Consider the following 21,397-nt stretch of genomic DNA (forward strand, 5'->3'; position numbering starts at 1 on the left):
AGTTAATTCGCTTTTGATATGGGCTGACTATGAACCTGCGCGACATCGATGTCTTCAACGCGATCATGATCACGCGCGGCGCCGGCGCGGCGGCCGCGCTGCTGGATACCTCACAGCCGGCCATCAGCCGTTCGCTAGCCAAGCTAGAGGCCGAACTCGGCTTCAGGCTTTTCGACCGCATTCGTGGCAGGCTGGTGCCGACACGCGAAGGGGAGTTGTTCCATGCCGAGGTAAAGGCCAACCTGGTCGGGCTCGACCGGCTCAAGCTGCGGGCGGCCCAGATCAAGGAGGTCGGAACCGGTACCATCCGCGTCGCCTGCCTGTCGGCACTCGGGCATGGGCTGGTACCGCGCGCCATCGTAGCGTTCTCACGCCGGCATCCGCAGGTGCGAATCAGCTATCAGGTCCGCACCTCCAATATCGTGCGCGACCTGGTGGCCTCTGGCAGTTTCGACATCGGGCTCGCGGCCGACGAGGTCGATACCAGCGGCGTGCTGCACAGCATCTTCACCACGCCGCGCGCCGTCTGTGTAATGCCGAAGAACCACCGGCTGGCGCGGAAGCAGATAATCACGCCGGCCGATCTCGCCGACGAGGCCTTCCTGGCATTGTCGCCGGAAGATACGGCTCGGCTCGCGATGGACAAGATCCTGGCCGCGCATGGGGTACGGCCGCGCATCCTGATCGAAACGCCCTACGGCCTGACCATCGCTATCCTTGCAGCGAAGGGCATGGGAATCGGCTTGGTCAATCCCTCCGTCATTGCGGACGGCATGATCGGCGGTATTTTGGCCAGGCCATTCGAGCCAGCCGTCAATTTCCGCGCGCTACTCCTGCGCCCGCCGGACGGCATCAATTCGACTTTGATCACCGACTTCATTGGCGAACTCTATGCCGCTCGCAATATGCTATCGAGCGAGGCCTAGGCAACTGGCTCGACGCCTGGTTCTAGCTGCACACGAATGCCATCGACGAGAAGCAGGACACGCAATCCCGGTCCTATCCCTCCCCCATCGTCGAGCGGAGAAGAGCTTGCATATGCTCTGCCAAGTCGAGCTCACCGCGCGCCTCGATCTTCAAAAGATATCGGGCCTTGGACCGGCGATCACCTTCCCTGACCGCAGGATAGGCGCATACAGCCAGCAGCGCCCTTTTCTCAGCCCGGCTGGCTCTGTCGTGGTCGCGGTTACTGCCGCCCATTTCGTGGATCGCCTTGCCGAATGCCGCGTACGCTGCCTTGTGCGCATTGATCAGCGCCCGCAGATCGCGGGACGGTTCCCGGTCCTCCCGTCGCGGCTTTGTGGCGAAAGCCGATGCCGCAACCGTCGAGGCGACAACGGCGCTGGCGGCGTTGAGAAGCAAGGCGCGGCGATTCATTCTGGACATGGTGAACTCTCCTCTTCACTTCATGGCAGGCTGCCAGAACGATGTCGTAGGATCGGCCAGCTGCGCTTCCACAGTAGCATGACTGCCGGCGCGTTCATGTCAGGATGGATGGTAACGTTGGATGCGTTGCAGCCAGAGCATAGCTGGCGCGACTGCGCGAATCGGCATCTCGCGAACTGTTCAATCAATTGTCCCTCGGCCTCGCCACCAAAGAAAGGATCGCCATTCCCGAAAAACTCCATAACTTCGAAGAATTGCGATCCCTTTCGGCGCGGCTCACGAGGCGTCCTCGACGGTGATGGCTTTCATCACCCGTTCGTCCACCATTGTCCGGGCCTCGTTAAGATGGCGCTGCCAAGTGCCTTGCGACGACGGCGACCAGCGAAAGCCGTTGGCTTCAGCGCCCACCGGTCGCCTCGTCGGGCTTAGCCGGGAAGATCATCTGAATGCGAGCCATGTCGACGTCGATGATGTCGACGGCTCTGATTCCGATCTTGGCGATCTGGCTTTCGTTTGCCCACTCCTGCATCCTCACCAGTGATTTCAGTCGCGATTGCAGACGGCGGATTTCGGCCCGGTTGCCGACCTGTCGAAACCGCGTTTCCGTTGCCAGTCTGCCAGTATGATGGCTGTCGACCGACGCTGATGATTGCGTGCTCCGACAATTTCAATGCGGCACAAGTCGGCAGAAGCATGCGCAAGTTCCCGAGAAGGCGAGCGCCGCGTAGGCACGCTGCCGGCCTTCACCGCTTTCCCAGCCAAGCACTAGGTAGTTTCCCGTAGGGATAGAACCGAATTTCGCGACCTGCTGATTCGCGCGATTGCTGTGCTACGGATCAACCGGGAAACAGCCATGCACGCCCAATCGACCTCCAGAATTTCACTGCCGTCGCACGGCTTACAGTCGAGCCTGCCTACGGCATTCGATCCGACACTGCTACAGCCGGTCAGCTTCTTTCGCTGCGGTTCGGAAATCTATGCGCAAGGTGAAAAGGCCGGAGCCTTCTATCAGGTCGAGTTTGGCGCCGTGCGTGTTTACCGCCTGCTTGCGGACGGTCGCAGGCAGATAAGTGCCTTCCATCTGGCCGGAGAGACATTCGGTTTCGAAGCCGACACCACCCATCATTTTTTCGCCGAAGCCATCAACGCCGTGGGTGTCCGCGTCTTCCGCTTTGCCACTGGTGCGGATCTCTCCCGTCAGCTGCTGCCGTTGGCTCTCAAGGGCCTGACGAGAGCGCAGGAACATCTCTTGGTTCTCGGCCGTCAGAATGCCATCGAACGCGTCGCCGCGTTCCTGGTCGACATGGCGGAGCGGCAGGGCGGCTTGCGACAGGTCGAACTGCCGATGTCGCGCATGGATATCGGCGATTATCTCGGCCTCACCATCGAAACCGTGTCGCGGGTTTTCACCCGGCTGAAGGACAAAGGCGTCATCCGCCTGCTCAATCTGCGCAGCATCGAGATCATCAAGCACGACGTGCTTCATGCCATGAGCGAGTGAGGCTACTTGGTCACTTGCCGCGCGTGGCAGACCGTAAGCGTTGCCGCTTTTTCGACCGACTTTGGTCACTCGGGCTTCAATCGCCATGCGGCCTTGGGGCAAGCGCGCAGCTAGGCCGCCTTCTTGATCTCCGCGACCTGAACGCCCAGTCGGAACGCCTGACCGTCTGCAAACGAACGCGCGTAGCTCTCAGATGTAAAAGGGACCGTGGTGGTGGTGCCGTTGACCGTCACGCGAACCGACCACTCTTTGTCCCTAATGATTTCAACGGCATGTTGCTCATGCGCAGCCATGCGTTCCTCCCAGAATGGTCCGTTGAGGATGGGAGGATAGCGTCGTAAAACTGGTTTGCATGCAAATAATCCGACACCGCGACGTCGAAATGTCGAAACACGCACAGCTAGGCTCAAGTCGATGGCGTTGCCTTGAGCTTGGTCGATGCAAGAGGACACCACAGCGGCGAACTCACCTTCAAGGGCGACTGCGCAGTTCACGCCCCTGTCTGGGGAACATGCGGATTACCAGGCGGACAAAAAAGCCCCAGCGCTGGGTCGATGCGCCGGGGCTTTGGGCACGTACAAGCTACACCAACATGTCCGCATATGAACGTGCGCTAATAAAGTGAAGGAATGGTGAACCACGCATATGCCGAAGGGCGCACGCTAAAAGCTGGGGTGAAGCGCAGTATCAGTAATGACAAGTTTGCGCACTCTGATTGTCCCACCTTACTTTCGACCAAACGACGGGGTGAGGATGCGGGCAGTCTTATTGCTTTGATGACGTATGCCGTCACCGCTCATGCCGATGAAGCGAGCCGGCTCACTGACGCCGTCCTCGACCGGCTGCGAAAGACTGTCGCAAGACCGGCTGATTGTATCGAACCCGGAAACAGACCAACGCCGGCGCAACCTCACCCTGAAACCAAAAGACAATATCGATGACCTCCAACAGCTATGCTCCCAAGGGTTCAAGCGCCTGCAAACGTTGACCACGCCCACTTTCGCTATCGCCGCCTGGATGATGACGGCCGCATCAATTTCATGGGGCAAGCATAGCCGCCAAGGGGTTCTGCCCGATGGCCGCGACCAGGCTCGTGGATACCTCGAACCATCACCAAGACACCGCGAGACGCGAAAGAGGCAAGCCGCTTCATCAACCGGCAACACCGAAAGCTGCTGATCAATGTGAGCCGCAGTAACGAAGCGTAATCGGGTTCCCACTACAAAAAGGCTCAAACCGCGCAAGACCGCGGATCGATCCGACCAGGATCTTCAACGGTCTGCCCAATGGAAGTCGCCGCTATGGAAATCGTCACGAACAACCCCACGAACAGTCATCTGATGACTTCACGGCGTTTTGCGCCTCTCTTCTGGACGCAGTTCCTGTCCGCCTTCAACGACAATTTCCTCAAGAACACGCTGGTTTTCCTTATTCTGTTCACCCTGGCGGCGGACAAGGCGGCATCACTGGTCACCCTGGCGGGTGCCGTCTTCATGGCTCCTTTCCTGCTCCTGTCCGCCCTTGGTGGCGAGATCGCCGACCGGTTCGACAAGGCGCTCATCGCCCGTCGGCTGAAATTCACCGAGATCGCCGCTGCGGCTGTCGCTGTCGTTGGGATCGCGCTGTCGTCGATCCCGGTGCTGATGATGGCGTTGCTCATGTTCGGCATCATCTCGGCACTGTTCGGACCGATCAAGTACGGCATCCTGCCGGATCATCTCGAGCGCAAGGAATTGCCCCGCGCCAATGCCTGGATCGAATCGGCAACCTTCGCCGCCATCCTCGGCGGCACTATCGCCGGAGGCGTCGTCTCGGCCGATGGCATAGGCGTCTCGGTCTTCGGGCCGATGATGATGATCCTCGCCATCGGTTGCTGGTTTGTCAGCCGATACATTCCGTCAACCGGTTCTGCTGCACCCGACCTCGTCATAGACCGGAACATCTTTCGCTCGACGTGGCGACAGGTCAACGGCTTGCGTGCCGACAAGCGGATCTGGCGCGCCGGACTGATGACGTCGTGGTTCTGGCTTATCGGGGCCATTGTCCTTTCGATCCTGCCTACGTTGGTCAAGGATTCGCTCGGTGGCGGAGAAATCGCTGTCACCGCCTATCTCGCGGTGTTCGCCGTCTCGATCGCGATTGGCTCTGCCATAGCCGCATGGATGTCGCAGGGCCGCATCGTGCTCTTGCCAGCCCCGGTTGGCACGGCGTTGATGGCACTATTCGGCTTGGACCTGGCCTGGACCATCTGGAGCATGCAGCCCTCGCCCAGGGCCGAAACGCTCGCAATATTCTTCGCCGGGCCAAACACGGTCCATGTTGCGATCGACCTTGCCGGCATGGCTATTGCCAGCGCCTTTCTTGTCGTGCCGACCTTCGCCGCAGTGCAAGCCTGGGCGCCCGAAGCCAGCCGCGCTCGCGTCGTCGCCGCCGTGAGCATCGTCAATGCAGGCTTCATGACGGTGGGCGGCATACTTGTCGCCGCGATTCAAGCAGCGGGCGTCTCCACTGGAGGTATCCTGTTCGGCCTCGCCGCACTCAACGTGGTCGCCGCCTCGCTGATGCTGAGATACCTTCCGACAAACGCCTTCCGCGATTTCGTTTCCATTCTGTTCCGAGCCTTCCATCGTCTGGAGGTGGAGGGGCTGGAAAACCTCAAGGCGGCCGGCCCGGCACCCATCCTGGCGCTCAACCATGTCAGTTTCCTCGACGGTCCGCTGGCCCTGACGCTGACCGAGGAAGAGCCCGTCTTTGCCATCGACCACACTATCGCCAAGGCCTGGTGGATGAAGCCTTTCCTCAAGCTCGCCCGTGCGCTGCCGCTCAATCCAGCCAAGCCGATGTCGACCCGCACGCTGATCAAGATCGTGCAAGGCGGCGATCCGCTGGTCATCTTCCCCGAAGGGCGGATCACCGTCACCGGCGGCCTCATGAAGGTCTATGACGGCGCCGCCATGGTGGCCGACAAGACCGGCTCGATGGTCGTGCCCGTGCGCATCGACGGGCTGGAGAAGAGCTATTTTTCGCGGCTGACCTCGCTGCATATTCGCCGCCGGCTGTTCCCGAAGGTCAAGGTGACCATTCTGGAGCCCGTCAAACTTGAAGTACTGCAGGATCTGAAGGGCCGGAAGCGCCGCGCCGCGGCGGGCGCTGCCCTCTACCAGGTCATGTCGGACCTCGTCTTCCGCACCCAGGACATCGACAAGACTGTGCTGGAGAAGATCATCCAGACGGCGAACGAACGCGGCATGAAGCAACTGGCCGTTCAGGACCCGGTCACCGGTTCGCTGAGTTACGGCAAGCTGCTGACAGCCGCCGCCGTGCTTGGCGAGAAATTCAAGAAACTCTATGCCGGCCAGCAGACGCTCGGCATCATGCTGCCCAACGCTAATGGCGCCTGTGCGACGCTGCTCGGCGTTATGTCGGCCGGCAAGGTTCCGGCGATGATGAACTTCACTGCCGGTGCAGCTAACATCCTCTCCGCTTGCAAAGCCGCCGAGGTGCGCACCGTGCTGACCTCGCGCGCCTTTGTCGAACAAGCGAAACTCGGCGCCGTGGTCGAGGAACTCGGCCGATCGGTCGACATCGTCTGGCTCGATGATCTGCGGGCCACCATTGGCCTCAGGCACAAGCTGCTCGGCCTTCTGCGCAAGAGCGCACCCCGGGTCGCCCGCAAGTCTGAAGATCCGGCGGTGATCCTGTTCACCTCGGGGTCCGAAGGCACGCCCAAGGGCGTGGTGCTCACCCACCGCAACATCCTGGCCAATGCCGCCCAGGCCGCCTCGCGTATCGACTTCCACTCGGGCGACAAGGTCTTCAATGTGCTGCCGATCTTCCATTCCTTCGGCATGACGGCGGGCACGGTGCTGCCGCTGATCTCGGGCGTGCCGGTCTATTTCTACCCCTCGCCGCTGCACTACCGGATCGTGCCGGAGTTGGTTTACGCCTCGAACGCAACGATCATCTTCGGCACCGATACGTTCCTTGCCGGCTATGCCCGCACCGCACACCCCTACGACTTCCGGTCAGTGCGCTACTGCTTTGCCGGCGCGGAACCGGTCAAGCCTTCGACGCGCGCGATCTATATGGAAAAGTTCGGCCTGCGCATCCTCGAAGGCTACGGCGTGACCGAAACCGCGCCGGTGATCTCCATCAACACGCCGATGTACAACCGGTCCGGCAGCGTCGGCAAAATCATGCCGGGTATGGAGTATCGCCTGGATCCGGTGCCTGGCGTCGAGGATGGCGGACGGCTGTTCGTGCGTGGGCCCAACGTCATGGCAGGCTATCTGCGCGCCGAGAAGCCGGGCGTGCTCGAACCGCTCGAAGACGGCTGGCATGACACCGGCGACGTCGTCGCCGTCGACGATGTCGGCTTCATCACCATTCGAGGCCGTGCCAAGCGCTTTGCCAAGATCGGTGGCGAGATGATCTCGATGGCCGCCGTCGAGGCGCTGGCGGGCGAATTGTGGAAAGGCTCGCTCTCGGCGGTCGCCGCCGTGCCAGATGCGCGCAAGGGCGAAAAGCTGATCCTCATCACCGAGGCCGTCAACGCCACGCGTGCCGAATTCCTGGCCTTCGCTAAGGCCAACGGCGCCATGGACCTGATGGTGCCCGCCGGAGTGCGCGTCGTTGCGAAAGTGCCCGTCCTCGGCTCCGGGAAGCTCGACTTCGCCGCCGTGACAAAGATGGTGCTCGGCGCAGAGATGAAGATTAACGCCGCTTGAGCACGTCCTACCAACGGCCGACGAACCAAGCTGGCCCGCTCTCCCGCGCAGTCCCATCCAGTTGCCGCCCGCGTAGGTAACGCCGATACTTCATTAGGTCCCGAAAATCACCGGATGCGCGGCAGCCGTCTCTGTCTGACCCTTGGAATCTTAAACATATAACTATGACGATCGCCGAACTCAGCACGAGCAGTTCTGGACTCTTTATGAACGCCTTCGGCTTGTTGCCCGCTCTCTGCCGAGAAAGGACCGAGCATGACTCCCATCATCGGGAAGCCCTAGCGAGCGTTGTCGCTCCATAATGAACCTTTGTCGATCGACGACGTGGGCCGATCAGGGCAAGCGATCCGGCAGCAATACTGTGAGGCGAAGGGTATGCGGCATGCCCCGAACTTCCCTGCGCGCCGGTGTTCCACCGCGTGAAAAAAAGCCCGCCGCACGGTTTGGTGCGGCGGGGCGGGACGGGCGCTGTTGCACCAAGCGGGGGACTAGGGTGGGCGGGCTTGCCAGGTGCGCGCGGGCCGTAGGCAAACTTAGGCGCATGAGTTGCTATACGTCTAGCAACCGCCAGTTGGACTGGCCCGAAATCAGGGTTCCAGTGCCAAGGGACAGGACAGTTCCCGGAGCCCAGCCCGAGGGCCCGTCGGGGCCGGCTCAGTGCTCCAGCCTACCGGTTCAGATCCGAGCCGTGCCCACATCTTGAACAGGCAAAGCCGCGCACGCCTGTGAGGTACGAACAGCCGCTGATTTCCATAATGACGCTACACGTGTCGGCCCTTGATACCTGCGTGAGGGGAGCTGTGCAAAGACCGGTTCTCGGGGCGCCTCAAGCTATGTCCTTCAACGTGTCCAGCGGCCCTTTCAGAGCCGACCTGGGTTGGATCAACTCCGGCGCAATCAGGAAAATCTGCGGTGCCGCCCGGGGGTTGATCGATCAGCTCAAACTGCAATCAAACAGATTGGCGCGACCGCAAGAACGCCTCCTCAACAGTGGGTCTTGCGATATAGCGGTCTACAACTCGAACCCCGAACACGTTCGCCAATTGTTGACGTATCCGAGAAGACCCTGAGGCATAGCGAGGATTGCTATAGCTCACCTGTCGTGGCATAATGAGTTATAGAAAGGTGCTCTATAACTCATGGTATGGAATTGGGAGCAGGCTGACTGGCCGCATTTTACCTACGATAAGAAGGTATTGGAACCGCTGGAAAGCGAGTTCCTGTTGCGATCGGGCGAGTTCCTGGGCGTCTTTCGTCATGTGGGTGCCAACGATCGCGACCAGATCCGCATCGACCTTATCAGCGAAGAGGCCTTGAAGACATCCGCGATTGAAGGGGAATACCTCAACCGCGAGAGTCTGCAATCATCCTTACGCCAGCAACTTGGCCTGGGAAGCGAGATCAGGCACATTCCGCCGGCCGAGCGCGGCATCGCTGAAATGACGGCCGATGTTTACTTGCATTTCGCCGATACACTCTCGCACCGCACCCTCTACGCTTGGCACAAGATGGTGATGTCGGGTGAGCGGGGTATCGGGACCATCGGCAGCTACCGCCAGCATGCCGATGCTATGCAAATCGTTTCCAATCGGCTGGATAAGCCCAAAGTGCATTTCGAAGCGCCGCCGTCGGCCCGGGTGAAGACCGAAATGGACGCCTTCGCGGCTTGGTTCAACGTAACCGCGCCCAAAGGCAAGATACCGATTCCGGCGTTGACGCGTGCCGGAATCGCGCACCTTTATTTCGAGAGCATTCACCCGTTCGAGGATGGCAACGGGCGCATAGGGCGTGCCCTCTGCGAAAAGGCGTTGGCGCAAAGCCTGGGTGAGCCCAGTCTCATCGCTTTGGCGTACACGATGGAACGCCACCGCAAGGCCTACTACGACAATCTCGAGGCCAGCAACAAGAGCAACGCGATTACGGATTGGCTGCTCTACTTCGCTAAAACGATCCTTGAGGCGCAGCGCGTAACGCTTGCCCGTGTCGAATTCTCCGTCGCCAAGGCCAAGTTTTACGAACGCTACCACGGTCACTTCAACGAGCGACAGGAAAAGGCCATCACCCGGATGTTCCGCGAAGGTATAGATGGTTTCAAGGGCGGTCTCAGCGCCGAGAATTACATCGCCTTCACTCAGGCATCTCGCGCGTCAGCGACAAGAGATTTGCAGGACCTCGTTGCCAAGGGTGCACTGATTAGAACTGGCGAACGACGATACACACGTTACGCATTGAACACTCTTGCTGGCCGAGCGTAAACCACAACAGGGACAGAAGAAGCGGGCTGTCGAAGAGCCTGCCTGCCTGGACCGTCAGCACCCAGTAGAAGCCGAACAGCGGGCGAAGCTGATGTTCGACCACCAGCGCGTGGATGAAGGGCAGAAATCGGTTTGATTTGTTCGTCTATGTGACGTACATTGTCTGCGAAACATAGACCATGACAGGAGTGATCCCAATGCCGCGCAAACAGCCCCAGATCGAACGAGAGACGCCCAACCGCGTCGAACGCCTCGGATTCCGGTTGGATGAAGAGACTAAGGATCTTATCGAGCGGGCAGCGCATCTGTCACGACGCAAAGTCAGCGACTTCTGCGTCACTGCGCTCACTGACACCGCGCGCCGCACGATCGCCGAGCATGAGACGTTGGTGCTGTCCGATCGCGACCGCGCGGCATTCTTCGACGCGCTGGTCAATCCGCCAGAGCCGAGTGAGCGGCTGGTCCGCGCCTTGGCCGAGCACAAGCGCCGGGTCGCGTCCTGAGCATGGCGGCGTCTCGGCCAGATTTGAAGATCGAGGCGCTCGCGTCGCATCACGACCGGGACGGCTTTGCCTGCGGCGTCGACAGACTCGACCGTTATCTCCGGACGCAGGCAAGCCAAGATGTGCGGCGCAAGGCGAATGGGGTCTTCATTCTAGTGGAGCCTGATAAACCGGATGTCGTGCTGAGCTATTATACGCTTTGCGCAACCAGCCTTGCACAGGGCGACGTGCCGGCCGCCGCGCGCAAGCACATCCCGCGCTATCCGCTGGTCAGCGCCACGCTGATCGGACGGCTGGCGGTCTCGGAAGCCCGTCAGGGCGAACGCCTGGGTGCGATGCTTCTCGCCGACGCCGTGCGGCGCGCCTATGCGAGCGCGGCCACAGTCGGTTCCTCGATGCTGGTGGTGGATGCCATCAGCGAGCGCGCCGCTGCCTTCTATGAGGGAAACGGCTTCGTGCGGCTGCCGGACTCCCTCCGGCTCGTCCTACCGATGCACGCAATCCAGCAACTGGTGGAGCCATGATCGACGCAGCACCTACATCGCCTAACGCGGAGCCTTCGCCGTCAGACCGCGACGGGTTCGGCCACCCTGTGCTTTGCCGAAGCCCTCAGAAGCATCTCGCACACCCAGTAAAAAGACCCTCTTTCGTCGTGCTACGGCGCCCTGTCAGGTGCTCTGTCGCCCGGGCAGCCGAAGCCGGGCGACAATTTCTCAAACATCGCGTCACAGCATGCCCTGTTGCCTCTTCGACAAAACAGAACCGAAAGAAGGGAGAACTTTGTGTGCAGCGAGTGTGCACGTCGCCCTCTAGACACTGGTTGCTATCCTGATGCCGAATCTATCACTTGAATACCTCAGAGTACCCTGAATGATCCAAACGAAATTCGGCAGCGGCATGGTCGGCCTTCAAAGTCCCTTGGCCGGGAAGTTGGTACGGATAGTCGGAATCTTGCAACACCCGTTTCCGAACTGGATTTTGAAGCCGTGAATGAGCGGCTATGATGAACGTGCCGAATGCAAGCAAGGTCGCGGAGGCCTCGAACAGTCGGCTTTAGAGGAGACTACGTCGATGACGAACATTCGCGCCCTTGTCCTTGAACGCCAGCACGAACTCAAGCTGCGTGAGATCGATCTGCCACAGACCGTCGGCGCGGGCGAAGTTCGCATCAAGATCCATACGGTGGGCATCTGCGGCTCGGACGTGCACTACTACACGCATGGCCGCATCGGCCCGTTCGTGGTCGAAGCGCCGATGGTCTTGGGCCACGAAGCCGCCGGCACCGTCGTCGAAACAGGGGAAGGCGTCGAGCATCTGAAGGTCGGCGACCGCGTCTGCATGGAGCCGGGTATCCCCGATCCCAATTCGCGGGCGAGCCGGCTCGGTCTCTACAACATTGACCCAGCTGTCAGATTCTGGGCAACGCCGCCGATCCACGGTGTGTTGACGCCCTATGTCGTCCACCCCGCCAACTACACATTCAAACTGCCCGACGATGTCAGCTTCGCCGAAGGCGCCATGGTGGAGCCCTTCGCTGTCGGCATGCAGGCGGCTGCCAAAGCAAAGATCGCGCCTGGTGACACGGCGGTGGTGATTGGCGCCGGGCCGATCGGGACGATGGTGGCGATCGCGGCACTCGCCGGCGGGTGCGCCCGCGCCATTGTTGCAGATTTCGCCCAACCCAAGCTCGACATCGCCAGCGGCTATCAAGGCGTGATCCCGGTCAACATCCGCGACAAGAACCTGGCGGCGGAGGTAAAGCTCCTGACCGATGGCTGGGGCGCCGATGTCGTTTTCGAATGCTCGGGCTCGTCCAAGGCATGGGAGACCCTGCTCGATCTGCCGCGGCCCGGCGGCGCGGTGGTGGTGGTCGGCCTGCCGGTGGCGCCTGTGGCGCTCGACATTGCCACCGCGTCGACCAAGGAAGTCCGCATCGAGACTGTGTTCCGATATGCCCACCAATATGAGCGGGCAATCGCGCTGATGGGGTCGGGCCGGGTCGACCTAAAGCCACTCATTTCGGCGACCTTCCCCTTTGAAGATTCCATCACCGCTTTCGACCGCGCAGTCGAAGCCCGGCCCGCGGACGTAAAGCTTCAGATCCTGTTGCCGGATTAAGGGGAGTTCCAAAAGCCCCCGGGCTGTCCTCCCGATCTCCTCGATGCTTTCCGTAGCTTTCCTCGGGCTGCCAAAGTTGGCGGCGGCCCTGAGTGCTTTTGATGCTGGTCCACCGCATTTACCGGCGATCCCTCCAAAAACAACTTCATACCGGCGATGTCGGGATCTACCACGAGCAAATCCCTTGAGCGCTGACGGACCCGACACTTGACAAATCGGCGGCCGTCCGACACGTTCTTAACAAAAGGCACAACAAACTTACAAAAGTTCAAGTTGGCACAATCTGGCCGATAGGGAGAAGGCCGATGCGTCTCTGTGACCGAGCGGAGATTTGCACGTGAGCAGCGCTATCCTCACGCGGCCGACTTCCAGGTGGGCCCTACCCCGGTTCATGACGGCCGAGCATCCTTTTCCCTGGCTCGCGCCGATCACGGTGATGCTTCTCGTTTTCGGCATCTATCCCCTCGCCTATTCAGTCTGGCTGTCGTTTCACAAACGCAATGTCGTTTCCCGGCAACTTGACTTCGCCGGGCTCCACCAATGGACGCGCGCATTCTCGGATGCGCGTATGTGGCATTCGCTGGAAACCACGCTGATCTACACCTTCGTCGCGCTTGCGGTTCAGCTTGCGCTCGGCATCCTCATTGCCCTTCTGCTTGACACCGATCGCAAAGGTTACGGCGTGCTGCGGGCGCTGATGACACTGCCGCTGGTGGTGCCGCCTGCCGTGACCGGAATGATGTTCCTGCTGATGCAGGACGGCTCTTTCGGCGTCCTGTCGTTCTACCTCTATGCCCTCGACCTGATCTCGCCGGCACAGCCGATTCTGACGCAGCCCGGAACCGCATTGGCGGCGATCCTGCTGGCAGACATATGGCAATGGACGCCGTTCATGGTGCTCATCATCCTAGCAGGGCTCAGGGCGCTGCCGAAGGAACCTTTCGAAGCCGCCGCGATCGACGGCGCCAACGGCATCCAGACGTTCTTGCGCCTCACACTGCCCATGCTGCGCAAGGTGATAGCGGTCGCGGTGCTGATCCGCGGCGTCGATCTCTTTCGCATCTACGACTACGTTTACATCATCACCGCCGGCGGGCCAGGCACGGCCACCGAGACACTTTCATTCTACGCGGGTCGAATCTACTTCACCGGAGACTTTCCCTATGCCGCGACCCTGTCGCTGATCGTGCTCGTCGTCTTGATCGTCGTGTCGAACCTGTTCGTCAGGCTGTTCAAGGTGAGGTTCTGATGGAGTCGTCGCGCGCCCAAACGATCGCCCGTGACGTGCTCGCCGTCCTGGTGGTGGCGATCTTCATGTTCCCGATCGCGTGGTGGGCGCTGTCGTCCATCAAACCCTATTCGGCGATCTTCGACCGCAGCGGACCGGTTTACACCGGTTTCACGCCGACGCCGGACAATTACCGTGTGACCTTGCTTGGCGTTTCGCGCGTCGACATCGGCATGGAACAGGGCGGCGAGGCGGCCGGGGTCATCAAGGGTGGCGCCAGCTCCTACGATTCCCGCCAGTCGTTGCTCGATAGCGCCGTCATAGCCGTCGGATCGACGGCGCTGACGCTGCTGCTGGCCACGCTGGCCGCCTATTGCCTGTCGCGAATGCAGTTCAGCGGCCAGCAGTCTTTCCTGTTCTGGATTCTCTCGCAGCGCTTCATGCCGCCAATCGCGATCGTCATTCCGATCGTTTTCATGTTCCGGGATCTCGGCTTGCGCGATACCTATACGGGGCTCATCCTGGTTCACAGTTTGATTAACCTGCCGCTGGCGGTTTTGCTTTTGAAGTCGTTCTTCGACGATGTTCCGCGCGAGGTTGATGAGGCGGCGCTGATTGACGGCGCGACGCGCTGGCAGACGTTCCGACGCGTGGTCCTTCCCATGGTCAAGGGCGGCATCGCTGCGACGGCTGTGCTGTGTTTCATCTTTTCGTGGACCGAGTTCCTGCTCTCACTGTTCCTGACAACGTCGATCCGCACTGTGCCGGTGAAGATCTCGACCTTTGTCACCTCGACCGCGACCGAGTGGGGCTACATCACAGCGCTCGGCACGTCCGCGATCATACCCAGCTTCATCTTTATCCTGCTGGTTCAACGGCATCTGGTCCGCGGCCTCACCCTCGGATCGCTGAAGGAGTGAGGCGCAGACGAGAAGAACGACGACAAAAACGCAATGGAGGAACGATCATGAGCTTCAGTGAACACGACAAGAAGACATTCGTCACCGATACCTGCAACGATTTTACGGCGCGCCGAATAACCAAACGCGACTTCATGAGGAAGATGGCGCTCGCCGGTGTCGGCTTTTCTGCCTTCGGATCGGCCATGCTAGGAGGCGGCCGCACCAATCGGGGGATGCTGGGGCTCGGGGTTGAGGAAGCCCGCGCCCAGGACGCCGACATGCTGAAGTGGCTGGCTGATGTCGGCAAGCCATATGCCGGCACCAAAATCCGCTACACTTCGGAAGCGACGCCGCCAACGATCGTTGCCAACCAGCTTGTCGCGGGTGAATTCACCAAGGCAACCGGCATTGAGGTGGAAGTCGAGATCGTACCGCTGGAGCAGGTTCTCGCCAAGGCAACGCAAGACGTACAGGGCCAGCTTGGCACCTATGACGTCTACTATCTCGACCAGTCCTGGATGGCGACATTTGCCCAGGATGTCGTCGATCCGCGCGAGTATTACGACCAGAACAAAGACCTGGCGATGCCCAACTTCGACTGGGACGATTTCTCCAAGCCGCTGGTCGACGGCATCGCCATGTACAACGGCAAACAGTGCGGAATTCCATTCGATATTCCGATCTTCATCCTGATGTACCGCAAGGATCTTTTCGACAAACACAACATTGCGCTGCCGACTGACCTCGACGCCTACCTCAAGGCCGTGCAGGCGCTCACAGAGGCAGAAAAAAGCAACGGCATCTTCGGCACCGCGTGCCAGGCGAAGTCCGGCCACTATTCGCTGGAATGCGACTGGACCTTCGCATTGTGGGGCCATGGCGGTTCGATCTTCAACAAAGACAAGAAGTTTGTCGGCAATGACGAACGCGGCGTGGCCGGGCTGCAATTCTATCAGGAGCTGGTCAAGAACTCGCCGCCCTCGGCGACGACTTGGACGTGGGACGGTCAGGGACAGGCGCTGACACAGGGACAAGCCGCTATGGCAATCACCTGGGGCGAAGATTTCCCCGGCTTCGACGCCAATGATTCCAAGGTCAAAGGCCTGTTCGAGGCCCTGCCCGCGCCCAAGGAGGTTCCTGGCCGTCGCGCCGCCGCCGATTGCGGCTTCAACGAAATCCCTGCCGTCGGTCACCAGGGCGGCTCGACGATCTCGCTGTCGCAATATTCCAAGAACAAGGAAGCGGCATGGCTGTTCATGCAGTGGGTCTGCTCGAAGGATGTGATGGCGCGGGTATCGACGCTCGGCGGCGGCGCCTCGCCGATGCGCAATTCCTCTTTTACAGATCCTCGGGTCAAGGCGAAGGCCGTTGTCGGCCCCGGAACGACACGCCATTTCGACGCGATCAAATACACTATCGACAATCAGATGGGATCTGAGCCGGACATGCCGATCTGGGCGGATCTGTCGAACAACGACATTCCGGTTGAGCTCGGCAAGTTGCTTACGGGCCAAGACTATGGCGGCGATGCCAAGGCATGCCTGGATGCCATTGCCGGCATTGTCGACGGCAAAGTCAAGGACGCCGGTCTTTAGTGGGTAATCGGTGATTTGGGCGAAGGCGGTTTCGACCGCCCTCGCCCGTTGGCAACGTGGCGGCAATGGTTCCTGATCTCGTCATCGGCATTGATTCCTCGACCTCGGCAACCAAGGCGATCGCCTGGGACCGCAACGGTCTGGCCGTGGCTGAAAGTCGTGCACCGCTTGCGCTGTCGAACCCGCGTTCGGGCTATTTCGAGCAGGATCCGGCCGAATGGTGGGCCTCGACGGTCACGGCGCTTCGTGGTGTCGCGGCAACAGTTTCGCCGGGACGCATTGCCGCCCTTGCGATTGCCAACCAGCGCGAGAGCTTCGGCCTTTTCGACGAGCAGGGCCAGGCGGTCGGGCCCGCAACGCTCTGGCTCGATGAGCGCGCCCGTGGGAAAGCACGGCGCTTCGGCGAGAGTTTCGGCGCGGCACGCGTCCACGCAATATCCGGCAAGCCGCTGGACGTCATTCCTTGCCTTTACCGCATGATCTGGTTCCGCGAGCAAGAGCCCGAGATTTTTGCCCGGGTGGAGCGAATGGCCGAAGTCCACGGCTATCTGGTCTTTCGCTTGAGCGGCCGGTGGGTGACGTCCACCGCATCCGCGGACCCGATGGGCATACTCGATATGCGAGCTATGGAATGGTCGAACGATATACTGGAGGCAGCCGGCGTCGCCCGGCGCATGATGCCGGACCTGGCGCGGCCCGGCACCGTTCTGGGCCAACTGACTTCGGAAGCGGCCATTTCGACGGGCCTGCGCGAGGGCACGCCGATCGTCGCCGGCGGCGGCGACGGTCAATGCGCTGGCACGGGCGCGGGTGTGTTGCAGCCGCGATGCGCTTACGTCAACCTCGGGACGGCTGTCGTCTCCGGCAGCTTCGGCATCGACTACGTCCATGATTTGGCCTTCCGCACAGAGACGGCGGTCGCCGATGACGGCTATATCTACGAGACGTGCCTTCGCGCCGGCACTTTTCTTGTCGACTGGATGGCGCGCGAGATGCTTGGCGTCGATCTGCATGGCGCAAATGATGCCCTGGAGACGCTCGAGGCCGAAGCCGCTGCCAGCCCGATCGGCGCAGGCGGCATAATGCTCCTGCCCTACTGGCAGGGCGTCATGGACCCACACTGGGATAGTGCGGCCCGTGGTGTGATTGCCGGGCTTTCGGGCTCTAGCCGCCGCGGCGACATCTATCGCGCCGTGCTGGAAGGCATAGCGCTGCATCAGGCCGCGACAAGTCAGCGGGCGGCTGCGGCCGCCGCCCAGACCATCGACCAGTTCATAGCGATCGGCGGAGGAGCGAAGTCCGACCTGTGGATGCAAATTCTGGCGGATGTACTCGATCGTCCCATAAAGCGTTCGACGACCGTCGAAGCCTCCTCGCTTGGCGCGGCGATGGCGGCGGCAAAGGGCGTGGGCTGGTTTTCCACTATCGCCGAAGCGTCGCTCGCAATGGCCAGCGAGCCGGCCAAAACCTTCGAACCGGACACGAAACGGGCCGCGCTCTACGCCGAACTTCTTGCGATCCATGCCGATCTTTGGCCAACGCTTTCAGCCTGGAACCAGCGCCTCGCGGCCTTCATGGAGGCCGATCATGGCTGAAACGACCAACTGGAACGCGTTGATCGAGGACGTTGTCGCGGGACGCTGGACAGATCCCAAGACCGGCGCGGCCGCGGTCCTGCCGTTCCAGACGATCGAACTGCTGGAGACGACGGAGGGCCGCGAGTCGGATCTCGTTGCGCCCCTGGCGCTAGGCAGCCGCATCGCTGTTGTGTCGGATATCAACACCGTCGATGTGATGGGCAGGCGCGTCGCGAAGGCGCTGCGTGCCATCGCCGACATCGATGAAATCGTGCTGCCTGACGGCCTCGACTGCGATGAGGCAATGATCCAGATGGTCAGGGAGAAGACGCCTCACGCCGACGGGGTCGTGGCCGTCGGGTCGGGCGTCCTCAACGACGGCTGCAAGCATGCAACCTTTCTCGACGAGCGGCCCTATGCCGTCTTCGGCACGGCCGCCTCGATGAATGGCTACGGCGCCTCGACAGCGTCGGTGACCCTGGCCTCCGGGCTCAAGATCTCGCTGCCCTCACACGCGCCCCGGGGCATCTTCCTGGACCTTGGCGTGTCGGCCGCAGCGCCCGCCTGGCTCAGCGCTGCCGGGCTTGGTGACAGCCTCTGCCGCTCAACCGCCCAGATCGACTGGTGGGCTTCGCATCGGCTGTTCGACACTTACTATTCCGAGGTGCCCTACCTGCTGCAGGCGGGCGATGAGGAGCCGATGCTGGCCCATGCGCCTGGCCTTGCGAGGCATGACATCACCGCTGTCGGGCATCTCCAGCGCGTCCTGACGCTGTGCTCGATGGGCGTGTGCTTTGCCGGCGTTTCCCATCCCGGGTCCATGGGAGAGCACCAGATTTCCCATTGGGTCGACATGTTCGCGGGAGAGCGCCATCCCGGCACCACGCATGGCCAGCAGGTTGGGGTTGCCTCGCTGGTCATGGCGCGTCTGCAAGCGCGGCTGCTGGACATGAAAGAGCCGCCGCAGGTGAAGCCGACCGCCATCGACGAAGCGGCGATGCTGGCACGCTATGGAGCGCAGCTTGGACCACTTTGCATTGCCGAGATGAAGAAGACGGCACTCGACGCCAGCCAGTCGGAAATCTTCAACCGCAGGCTTGCGGAAATCTGGCCGGCGCTGCGCCAGGAGGTTCGGCCCATGGCAATGCCGGTCGCCCGCATGGAGGCAGCACTCAAGGCTGCGGGAGGGCCGGTCACCGGCGCGGAACTAGGCCTGCCGCGAGCGCTTTGGCACGACGCCATTCGCTATTCGCGGGAAATCCGCGGTCGATGGTCCTTCATCAATCTGGCCGCCGATGCGGGACTCTTGGAAGAGTTTCTGGAGAGCGAATGGTGAGAGCGCATCCGATCGCCAATAGCTCGCATAGCGAAAATGCGATCCAACCGGCAAGGGCAATCGAAGGGTAGCAATTTATGGCGTCTGTCACCATCAGCAACATAAAGAAGGACTATGGCGCCCTCTCGATTATCGATGGACTCGATCTCTCGATCGAGGATGGCCAGTTCGTCGTTCTGTTGGGGCCGTCCGGCTGCGGCAAGTCCACGCTGTTGCGCATGATAGCCGGTCTCGAGCCCATCACATCCGGTGAGATCGCCATAGGCGACAGGGTCGTCAACACGCTCCATCCCAAAGACCGCAACATCGCGATGGTCTTCCAGAATTACGCGCTTTATGCGCACATGACCGTCTTCGACAACATGGCCTTTTCCATGCAGTTGAAGAAACGCCCAACCGAAGAAATCAAACAGAAGGTCGGATGGGCGGCGGCGATCCTCAATCTGACCCCCTATCTGGAACGGTACCCTCGCCAGCTTTCGGGCGGCCAGCGGCAGCGCGTCGCCATGGGCCGCGCCATCGTGCGGGACCCAACTGTGTTCCTGTTCGACGAGCCGCTGTCCAACCTCGACGCCAAGCTGCGCGTGCAGATGCGCACCGAAATCAAGGAGCTCCACCAGCGGCTGAAGACCACCACCGTCTATGTCACGCATGACCAGATCGAGGCCATGACCATGGCCGATGTCATCGTCATCATGCGCGACGGCCATATCGAGCAGATCGGGCGCCCGCTCGATGTCTACGATCGCCCGGCAAATCTCTTCGTCGCCTCCTTCATCGGCTCGCCCGCAATGAACATGTTCCATGGCGAGGTGGCTGCCGAGCGCGACGTCTGGGTGGTGCGGACCGACGAGCTATCGCTCCCGCTGCCGCCAGGGGCTGCGGTCCGGCCCGGCCAAAAGGTGATCTACGGCATTCGCCCCGAACATCTTCGACCAGTGGCCGACGGGCGCGGCATTCCGGCGAGGATTACGGTTGTCGAGCCGACTGGCCCCGAAATCCACATCTTTGCCAGCATGGGCAACATCGCGATCTGCGCGGTGCTGCATGACCGCATGGAGCTCGCTCCAGGAGCTGTGATCCATCTGGAGCCGGCGCCTGAGCGAATCCACCTGTTCGACCAAGGTAGCGGCGAGCGGCTGGACAAGGGAAGAAGTTGAATGGCGCGGATCCTCATCCTCGGCGCCGGTGTCATGGGCTCTGCCATGACGCTTCCGGCCGCTCACGCTGGTAACCGCATCACTCTTGTCGGGACCCATCTCGATGAGGAGATCGTCGGCTCGGTGGCCAGCACAAGTCATCACCCACGCCTCAACATCACTCTGCCTGATGTGGTAACCGCCTGTTCCTGGACCGAATTCGGGGCGGCGATGAACGATGGACCCGATCTGCTTGTACTCGGCGTCTCGTCGGCCGGCATTCCTTGGGCGATCGACCGCATTGCAGAAAGCATCAAGTCGCCCGTGCCGATACTGATGATTACGAAAGGACTTGCAGCAAGCGACGAAGGCGTGGAAATCCTGCCACATCTGCTTGCCCGCGAGATCGAGCAACGCACTGGCTTGTCTGTCCCGGTCATGGCCGTCGGCGGACCGTGCATTGCCGGCGAACTGGCGGCACAGCGCGACACCTCTGTGATCCTGGCCGGGCACAATCCCGACCAGGTGGCCGCGGCGTCCCGCATTCTGCGCGCGCCTTTCTATCATGCGCGATCGTCATCCGATCTCGTCGGCGTCGAGATCTGCGCTGCGTTCAAGAATTTCTACACACTCGCCGTTGGGGCTCCCGTCGGGCTGCTCGAGCGCGACGGCAAGGCGCCTAATGGCGCGCTCATGCACAACCTGGCCTCGTCGCTTTTCTCGCAGTCCCTCGCCGAGATGGCGATTCTGGTCGAAGCTCTGGGTGGAAAGGTCGAAACGGTGCTGGGGCTGGCCGGCTCCGGCGATCTTTATGTGACCTGCCAAGCGGGCCGTAACGGTCGCATGGGGCGCCTGCTCGGCCGCGGCCTGCCCTATTCGGTGGCGAAGCGCGAACATATGAGCTCGGACACGGTCGAGGGCGCGCAACTGGCGCTGGACCTTGGTCCGACTTTGAAGAATATGATGGCCCGGGGTGTACTTCCGCACGATCGCCTGCCGCTGACGAGGGCCATCATCGACGCGATTTGCCATGATGCTCCGCTGGTTTTGTCCTTCGACCGCTATCATCGAGGCTAGCGGAGCCGGGAAACTCGATTGATACCTCATCTCGATGAGCACATGGCTCCGCC

Annotated in this window: 19 protein-coding genes; 15 read left to right on the forward strand and 4 right to left on the reverse strand. The window is 61.2% G+C overall.

What is annotated here, in order from left to right; translation table 11 throughout:
• Nucleotides 1-29: 29 nt before the first annotated feature.
• Nucleotides 30-926 carry a LysR family transcriptional regulator gene (locus tag NKJ73_RS21615; protein WP_352455523.1) on the forward strand — a complete coding sequence of 299 codons (897 nt, stop codon included), beginning with the start codon at nt 30-32 and terminating at the stop codon, nt 924-926.
• A 73-nt stretch (nt 927-999) separates the two neighbouring features.
• On the opposite strand, the gene NKJ73_RS21620 is transcribed toward NKJ73_RS21615, so the two are convergent.
• The 3 genes from NKJ73_RS21620 to NKJ73_RS21630 form a co-directional block, all read right to left on the reverse strand.
• On the reverse strand, nt 1,000-1,386 hold the full coding sequence (locus NKJ73_RS21620) for a hypothetical protein (RefSeq protein ID WP_352455522.1): 387 nt from the start codon (nt 1,384-1,386) through the stop codon (nt 1,000-1,002).
• 276 nt (nt 1,387-1,662) lie between these two features.
• Nucleotides 1,663-1,794, reverse strand: a complete 132-nt coding sequence (locus tag NKJ73_RS21625) for a hypothetical protein (protein ID WP_352455521.1) — start codon at nt 1,792-1,794, stop codon at nt 1,663-1,665.
• Nucleotides 1,784-1,921, reverse strand: coding sequence for a hypothetical protein (locus NKJ73_RS21630; RefSeq protein WP_352455520.1), 138 nt, complete (start codon nt 1,919-1,921; stop codon nt 1,784-1,786). The genes NKJ73_RS21625 and NKJ73_RS21630 overlap by 11 nt, the downstream gene beginning before the upstream one ends.
• Nucleotides 1,922-2,239: 318 nt before the next feature.
• On the opposite strand from NKJ73_RS21630, the gene NKJ73_RS21635 reads away from it, so the two are divergent.
• Nucleotides 2,240-2,887, forward strand: a complete 648-nt coding sequence (locus NKJ73_RS21635; protein WP_352455519.1) for a helix-turn-helix domain-containing protein — start codon at nt 2,240-2,242, stop codon at nt 2,885-2,887.
• A 110-nt stretch (nt 2,888-2,997) separates the two neighbouring features.
• Here the strand turns inward: NKJ73_RS21635 and NKJ73_RS21640 are convergent, their stop codons facing one another.
• Nucleotides 2,998-3,180 (reverse strand): hypothetical protein, encoded by a 183-nt coding sequence (locus NKJ73_RS21640; protein WP_023679139.1) that lies wholly within the window; start codon nt 3,178-3,180, stop codon nt 2,998-3,000.
• A 490-nt stretch (nt 3,181-3,670) separates the two neighbouring features.
• Here NKJ73_RS21640 and NKJ73_RS21645 point away from each other — a divergent pair, with 490 nt between their 5' ends.
• The 13 genes from NKJ73_RS21645 (at nt 3,671) to NKJ73_RS21705 (ending at nt 21,344) form a co-directional block, all read left to right on the forward strand.
• Entirely contained in the window at nt 3,671-4,066 is a 396-nt protein-coding gene (locus tag NKJ73_RS21645; RefSeq protein ID WP_352455518.1) for a hypothetical protein, read from the forward strand.
• A 122-nt stretch (nt 4,067-4,188) separates the two neighbouring features.
• Nucleotides 4,189-7,614 carry an acyl-[ACP]--phospholipid O-acyltransferase gene (locus NKJ73_RS21650; protein WP_352455517.1) on the forward strand — a complete coding sequence of 1,142 codons (3,426 nt, stop codon included), beginning with the start codon at nt 4,189-4,191 and terminating at the stop codon, nt 7,612-7,614.
• A gap of 1,139 nt (nt 7,615-8,753) precedes the next feature.
• On the forward strand, nt 8,754-9,869 hold the full coding sequence (locus tag NKJ73_RS21655; protein WP_352455516.1) for a Fic family protein: 1,116 nt from the start codon (nt 8,754-8,756) through the stop codon (nt 9,867-9,869).
• 197 nt (nt 9,870-10,066) lie between these two features.
• Nucleotides 10,067-10,372, forward strand: a complete 306-nt coding sequence (locus NKJ73_RS21660) for a type II toxin-antitoxin system TacA family antitoxin (RefSeq protein WP_352455514.1) — start codon at nt 10,067-10,069, stop codon at nt 10,370-10,372.
• A gap of 23 nt (nt 10,373-10,395) precedes the next feature.
• Nucleotides 10,396-10,896, forward strand: a complete 501-nt coding sequence (locus NKJ73_RS21665) for a GNAT family N-acetyltransferase (RefSeq protein WP_352455513.1) — start codon at nt 10,396-10,398, stop codon at nt 10,894-10,896.
• Nucleotides 10,897-11,443: 547 nt separating this feature from the next.
• The gene (locus tag NKJ73_RS21670) at nt 11,444-12,490 is read left to right on the forward strand and encodes an NAD(P)-dependent alcohol dehydrogenase (protein WP_352455512.1); all 1,047 of its coding nucleotides are present in this window, start codon (nt 11,444-11,446) and stop codon (nt 12,488-12,490) included.
• A gap of 337 nt (nt 12,491-12,827) precedes the next feature.
• A complete protein-coding gene (locus NKJ73_RS21675) occupies nt 12,828-13,739 on the forward strand; it encodes a carbohydrate ABC transporter permease (protein ID WP_292655834.1) in 912 nt (303 codons plus the stop codon).
• Nucleotides 13,739-14,638 carry a carbohydrate ABC transporter permease gene (locus NKJ73_RS21680; RefSeq protein ID WP_352455511.1) on the forward strand — a complete coding sequence of 300 codons (900 nt, stop codon included), beginning with the start codon at nt 13,739-13,741 and terminating at the stop codon, nt 14,636-14,638. Before NKJ73_RS21675 ends, NKJ73_RS21680 begins: the two co-directional genes overlap by 1 nt.
• 47 nt (nt 14,639-14,685) lie before the next feature.
• Complete coding sequence (locus tag NKJ73_RS21685; protein WP_352455510.1) at nt 14,686-16,215, forward strand: ABC transporter substrate-binding protein; 1,530 nt, start codon at nt 14,686-14,688, stop codon at nt 16,213-16,215.
• A gap of 65 nt (nt 16,216-16,280) precedes the next feature.
• On the forward strand, nt 16,281-17,810 hold the full coding sequence (locus tag NKJ73_RS21690) for a xylulokinase (protein WP_352570960.1): 1,530 nt from the start codon (nt 16,281-16,283) through the stop codon (nt 17,808-17,810).
• On the forward strand, nt 17,803-19,128 hold the full coding sequence (locus tag NKJ73_RS21695; RefSeq protein ID WP_352455508.1) for an iron-containing alcohol dehydrogenase: 1,326 nt from the start codon (nt 17,803-17,805) through the stop codon (nt 19,126-19,128). Before NKJ73_RS21690 ends, NKJ73_RS21695 begins: the two co-directional genes overlap by 8 nt.
• Nucleotides 19,129-19,205: 77 nt before the next feature.
• Nucleotides 19,206-20,288 (forward strand): ABC transporter ATP-binding protein, encoded by a 1,083-nt coding sequence (locus NKJ73_RS21700; protein WP_352570961.1) that lies wholly within the window; start codon nt 19,206-19,208, stop codon nt 20,286-20,288.
• Nucleotides 20,289-21,344: a hypothetical protein gene (locus NKJ73_RS21705; RefSeq protein WP_352455506.1), complete on the forward strand. Its 1,056-nt coding sequence runs from the start codon at nt 20,289-20,291 to the stop codon at nt 21,342-21,344. It begins immediately after the preceding gene.
• The last annotated feature ends 53 nt before the right edge of the window (nt 21,345-21,397 follow it).

This window comes from Mesorhizobium sp. M0074, from assembly GCF_040322975.1.
Taxonomy (GTDB): domain Bacteria; phylum Pseudomonadota; class Alphaproteobacteria; order Rhizobiales; family Rhizobiaceae; genus Mesorhizobium.

What these genes read in the sequence shown, in the direction of transcription:
- NKJ73_RS21680 (WP_352455511.1), top strand. Translation starts at nt 13,739, where the DNA reads ATGGAGTCGTCGCGCGCCCAAACGATCGCCCGTGACGTGCTCGCCGTC.
- NKJ73_RS21660 (WP_352455514.1), top strand. Translation starts at nt 10,067, where the DNA reads ATGCCGCGCAAACAGCCCCAGATCGAACGAGAGACGCCCAACCGCGTC.
- NKJ73_RS21645 (WP_352455518.1), top strand. Translation starts at nt 3,671, where the DNA reads ATGCCGTCACCGCTCATGCCGATGAAGCGAGCCGGCTCACTGACGCCG.
- NKJ73_RS21650 (WP_352455517.1), top strand. Translation starts at nt 4,189, where the DNA reads ATGGAAATCGTCACGAACAACCCCACGAACAGTCATCTGATGACTTCA.
- NKJ73_RS21705 (WP_352455506.1), top strand. Translation starts at nt 20,289, where the DNA reads ATGGCGCGGATCCTCATCCTCGGCGCCGGTGTCATGGGCTCTGCCATG.
- NKJ73_RS21700 (WP_352570961.1), top strand. Translation starts at nt 19,206, where the DNA reads ATGGCGTCTGTCACCATCAGCAACATAAAGAAGGACTATGGCGCCCTC.
- NKJ73_RS21635 (WP_352455519.1), top strand. Translation starts at nt 2,240, where the DNA reads ATGCACGCCCAATCGACCTCCAGAATTTCACTGCCGTCGCACGGCTTA.
- NKJ73_RS21620 (WP_352455522.1), bottom strand. Translation starts at nt 1,386, where the DNA reads ATGTCCAGAATGAATCGCCGCGCCTTGCTTCTCAACGCCGCCAGCGCC.
- NKJ73_RS21685 (WP_352455510.1), top strand. Translation starts at nt 14,686, where the DNA reads ATGAGCTTCAGTGAACACGACAAGAAGACATTCGTCACCGATACCTGC.
- NKJ73_RS21695 (WP_352455508.1), top strand. Translation starts at nt 17,803, where the DNA reads ATGGCTGAAACGACCAACTGGAACGCGTTGATCGAGGACGTTGTCGCG.
- NKJ73_RS21655 (WP_352455516.1), top strand. Translation starts at nt 8,754, where the DNA reads ATGGTATGGAATTGGGAGCAGGCTGACTGGCCGCATTTTACCTACGAT.
- NKJ73_RS21615 (WP_352455523.1), top strand. Translation starts at nt 30, where the DNA reads ATGAACCTGCGCGACATCGATGTCTTCAACGCGATCATGATCACGCGC.
- NKJ73_RS21690 (WP_352570960.1), top strand. Translation starts at nt 16,281, where the DNA reads ATGGTTCCTGATCTCGTCATCGGCATTGATTCCTCGACCTCGGCAACC.
- NKJ73_RS21670 (WP_352455512.1), top strand. Translation starts at nt 11,444, where the DNA reads ATGACGAACATTCGCGCCCTTGTCCTTGAACGCCAGCACGAACTCAAG.
- NKJ73_RS21640 (WP_023679139.1), bottom strand. Translation starts at nt 3,180, where the DNA reads ATGGCTGCGCATGAGCAACATGCCGTTGAAATCATTAGGGACAAAGAG.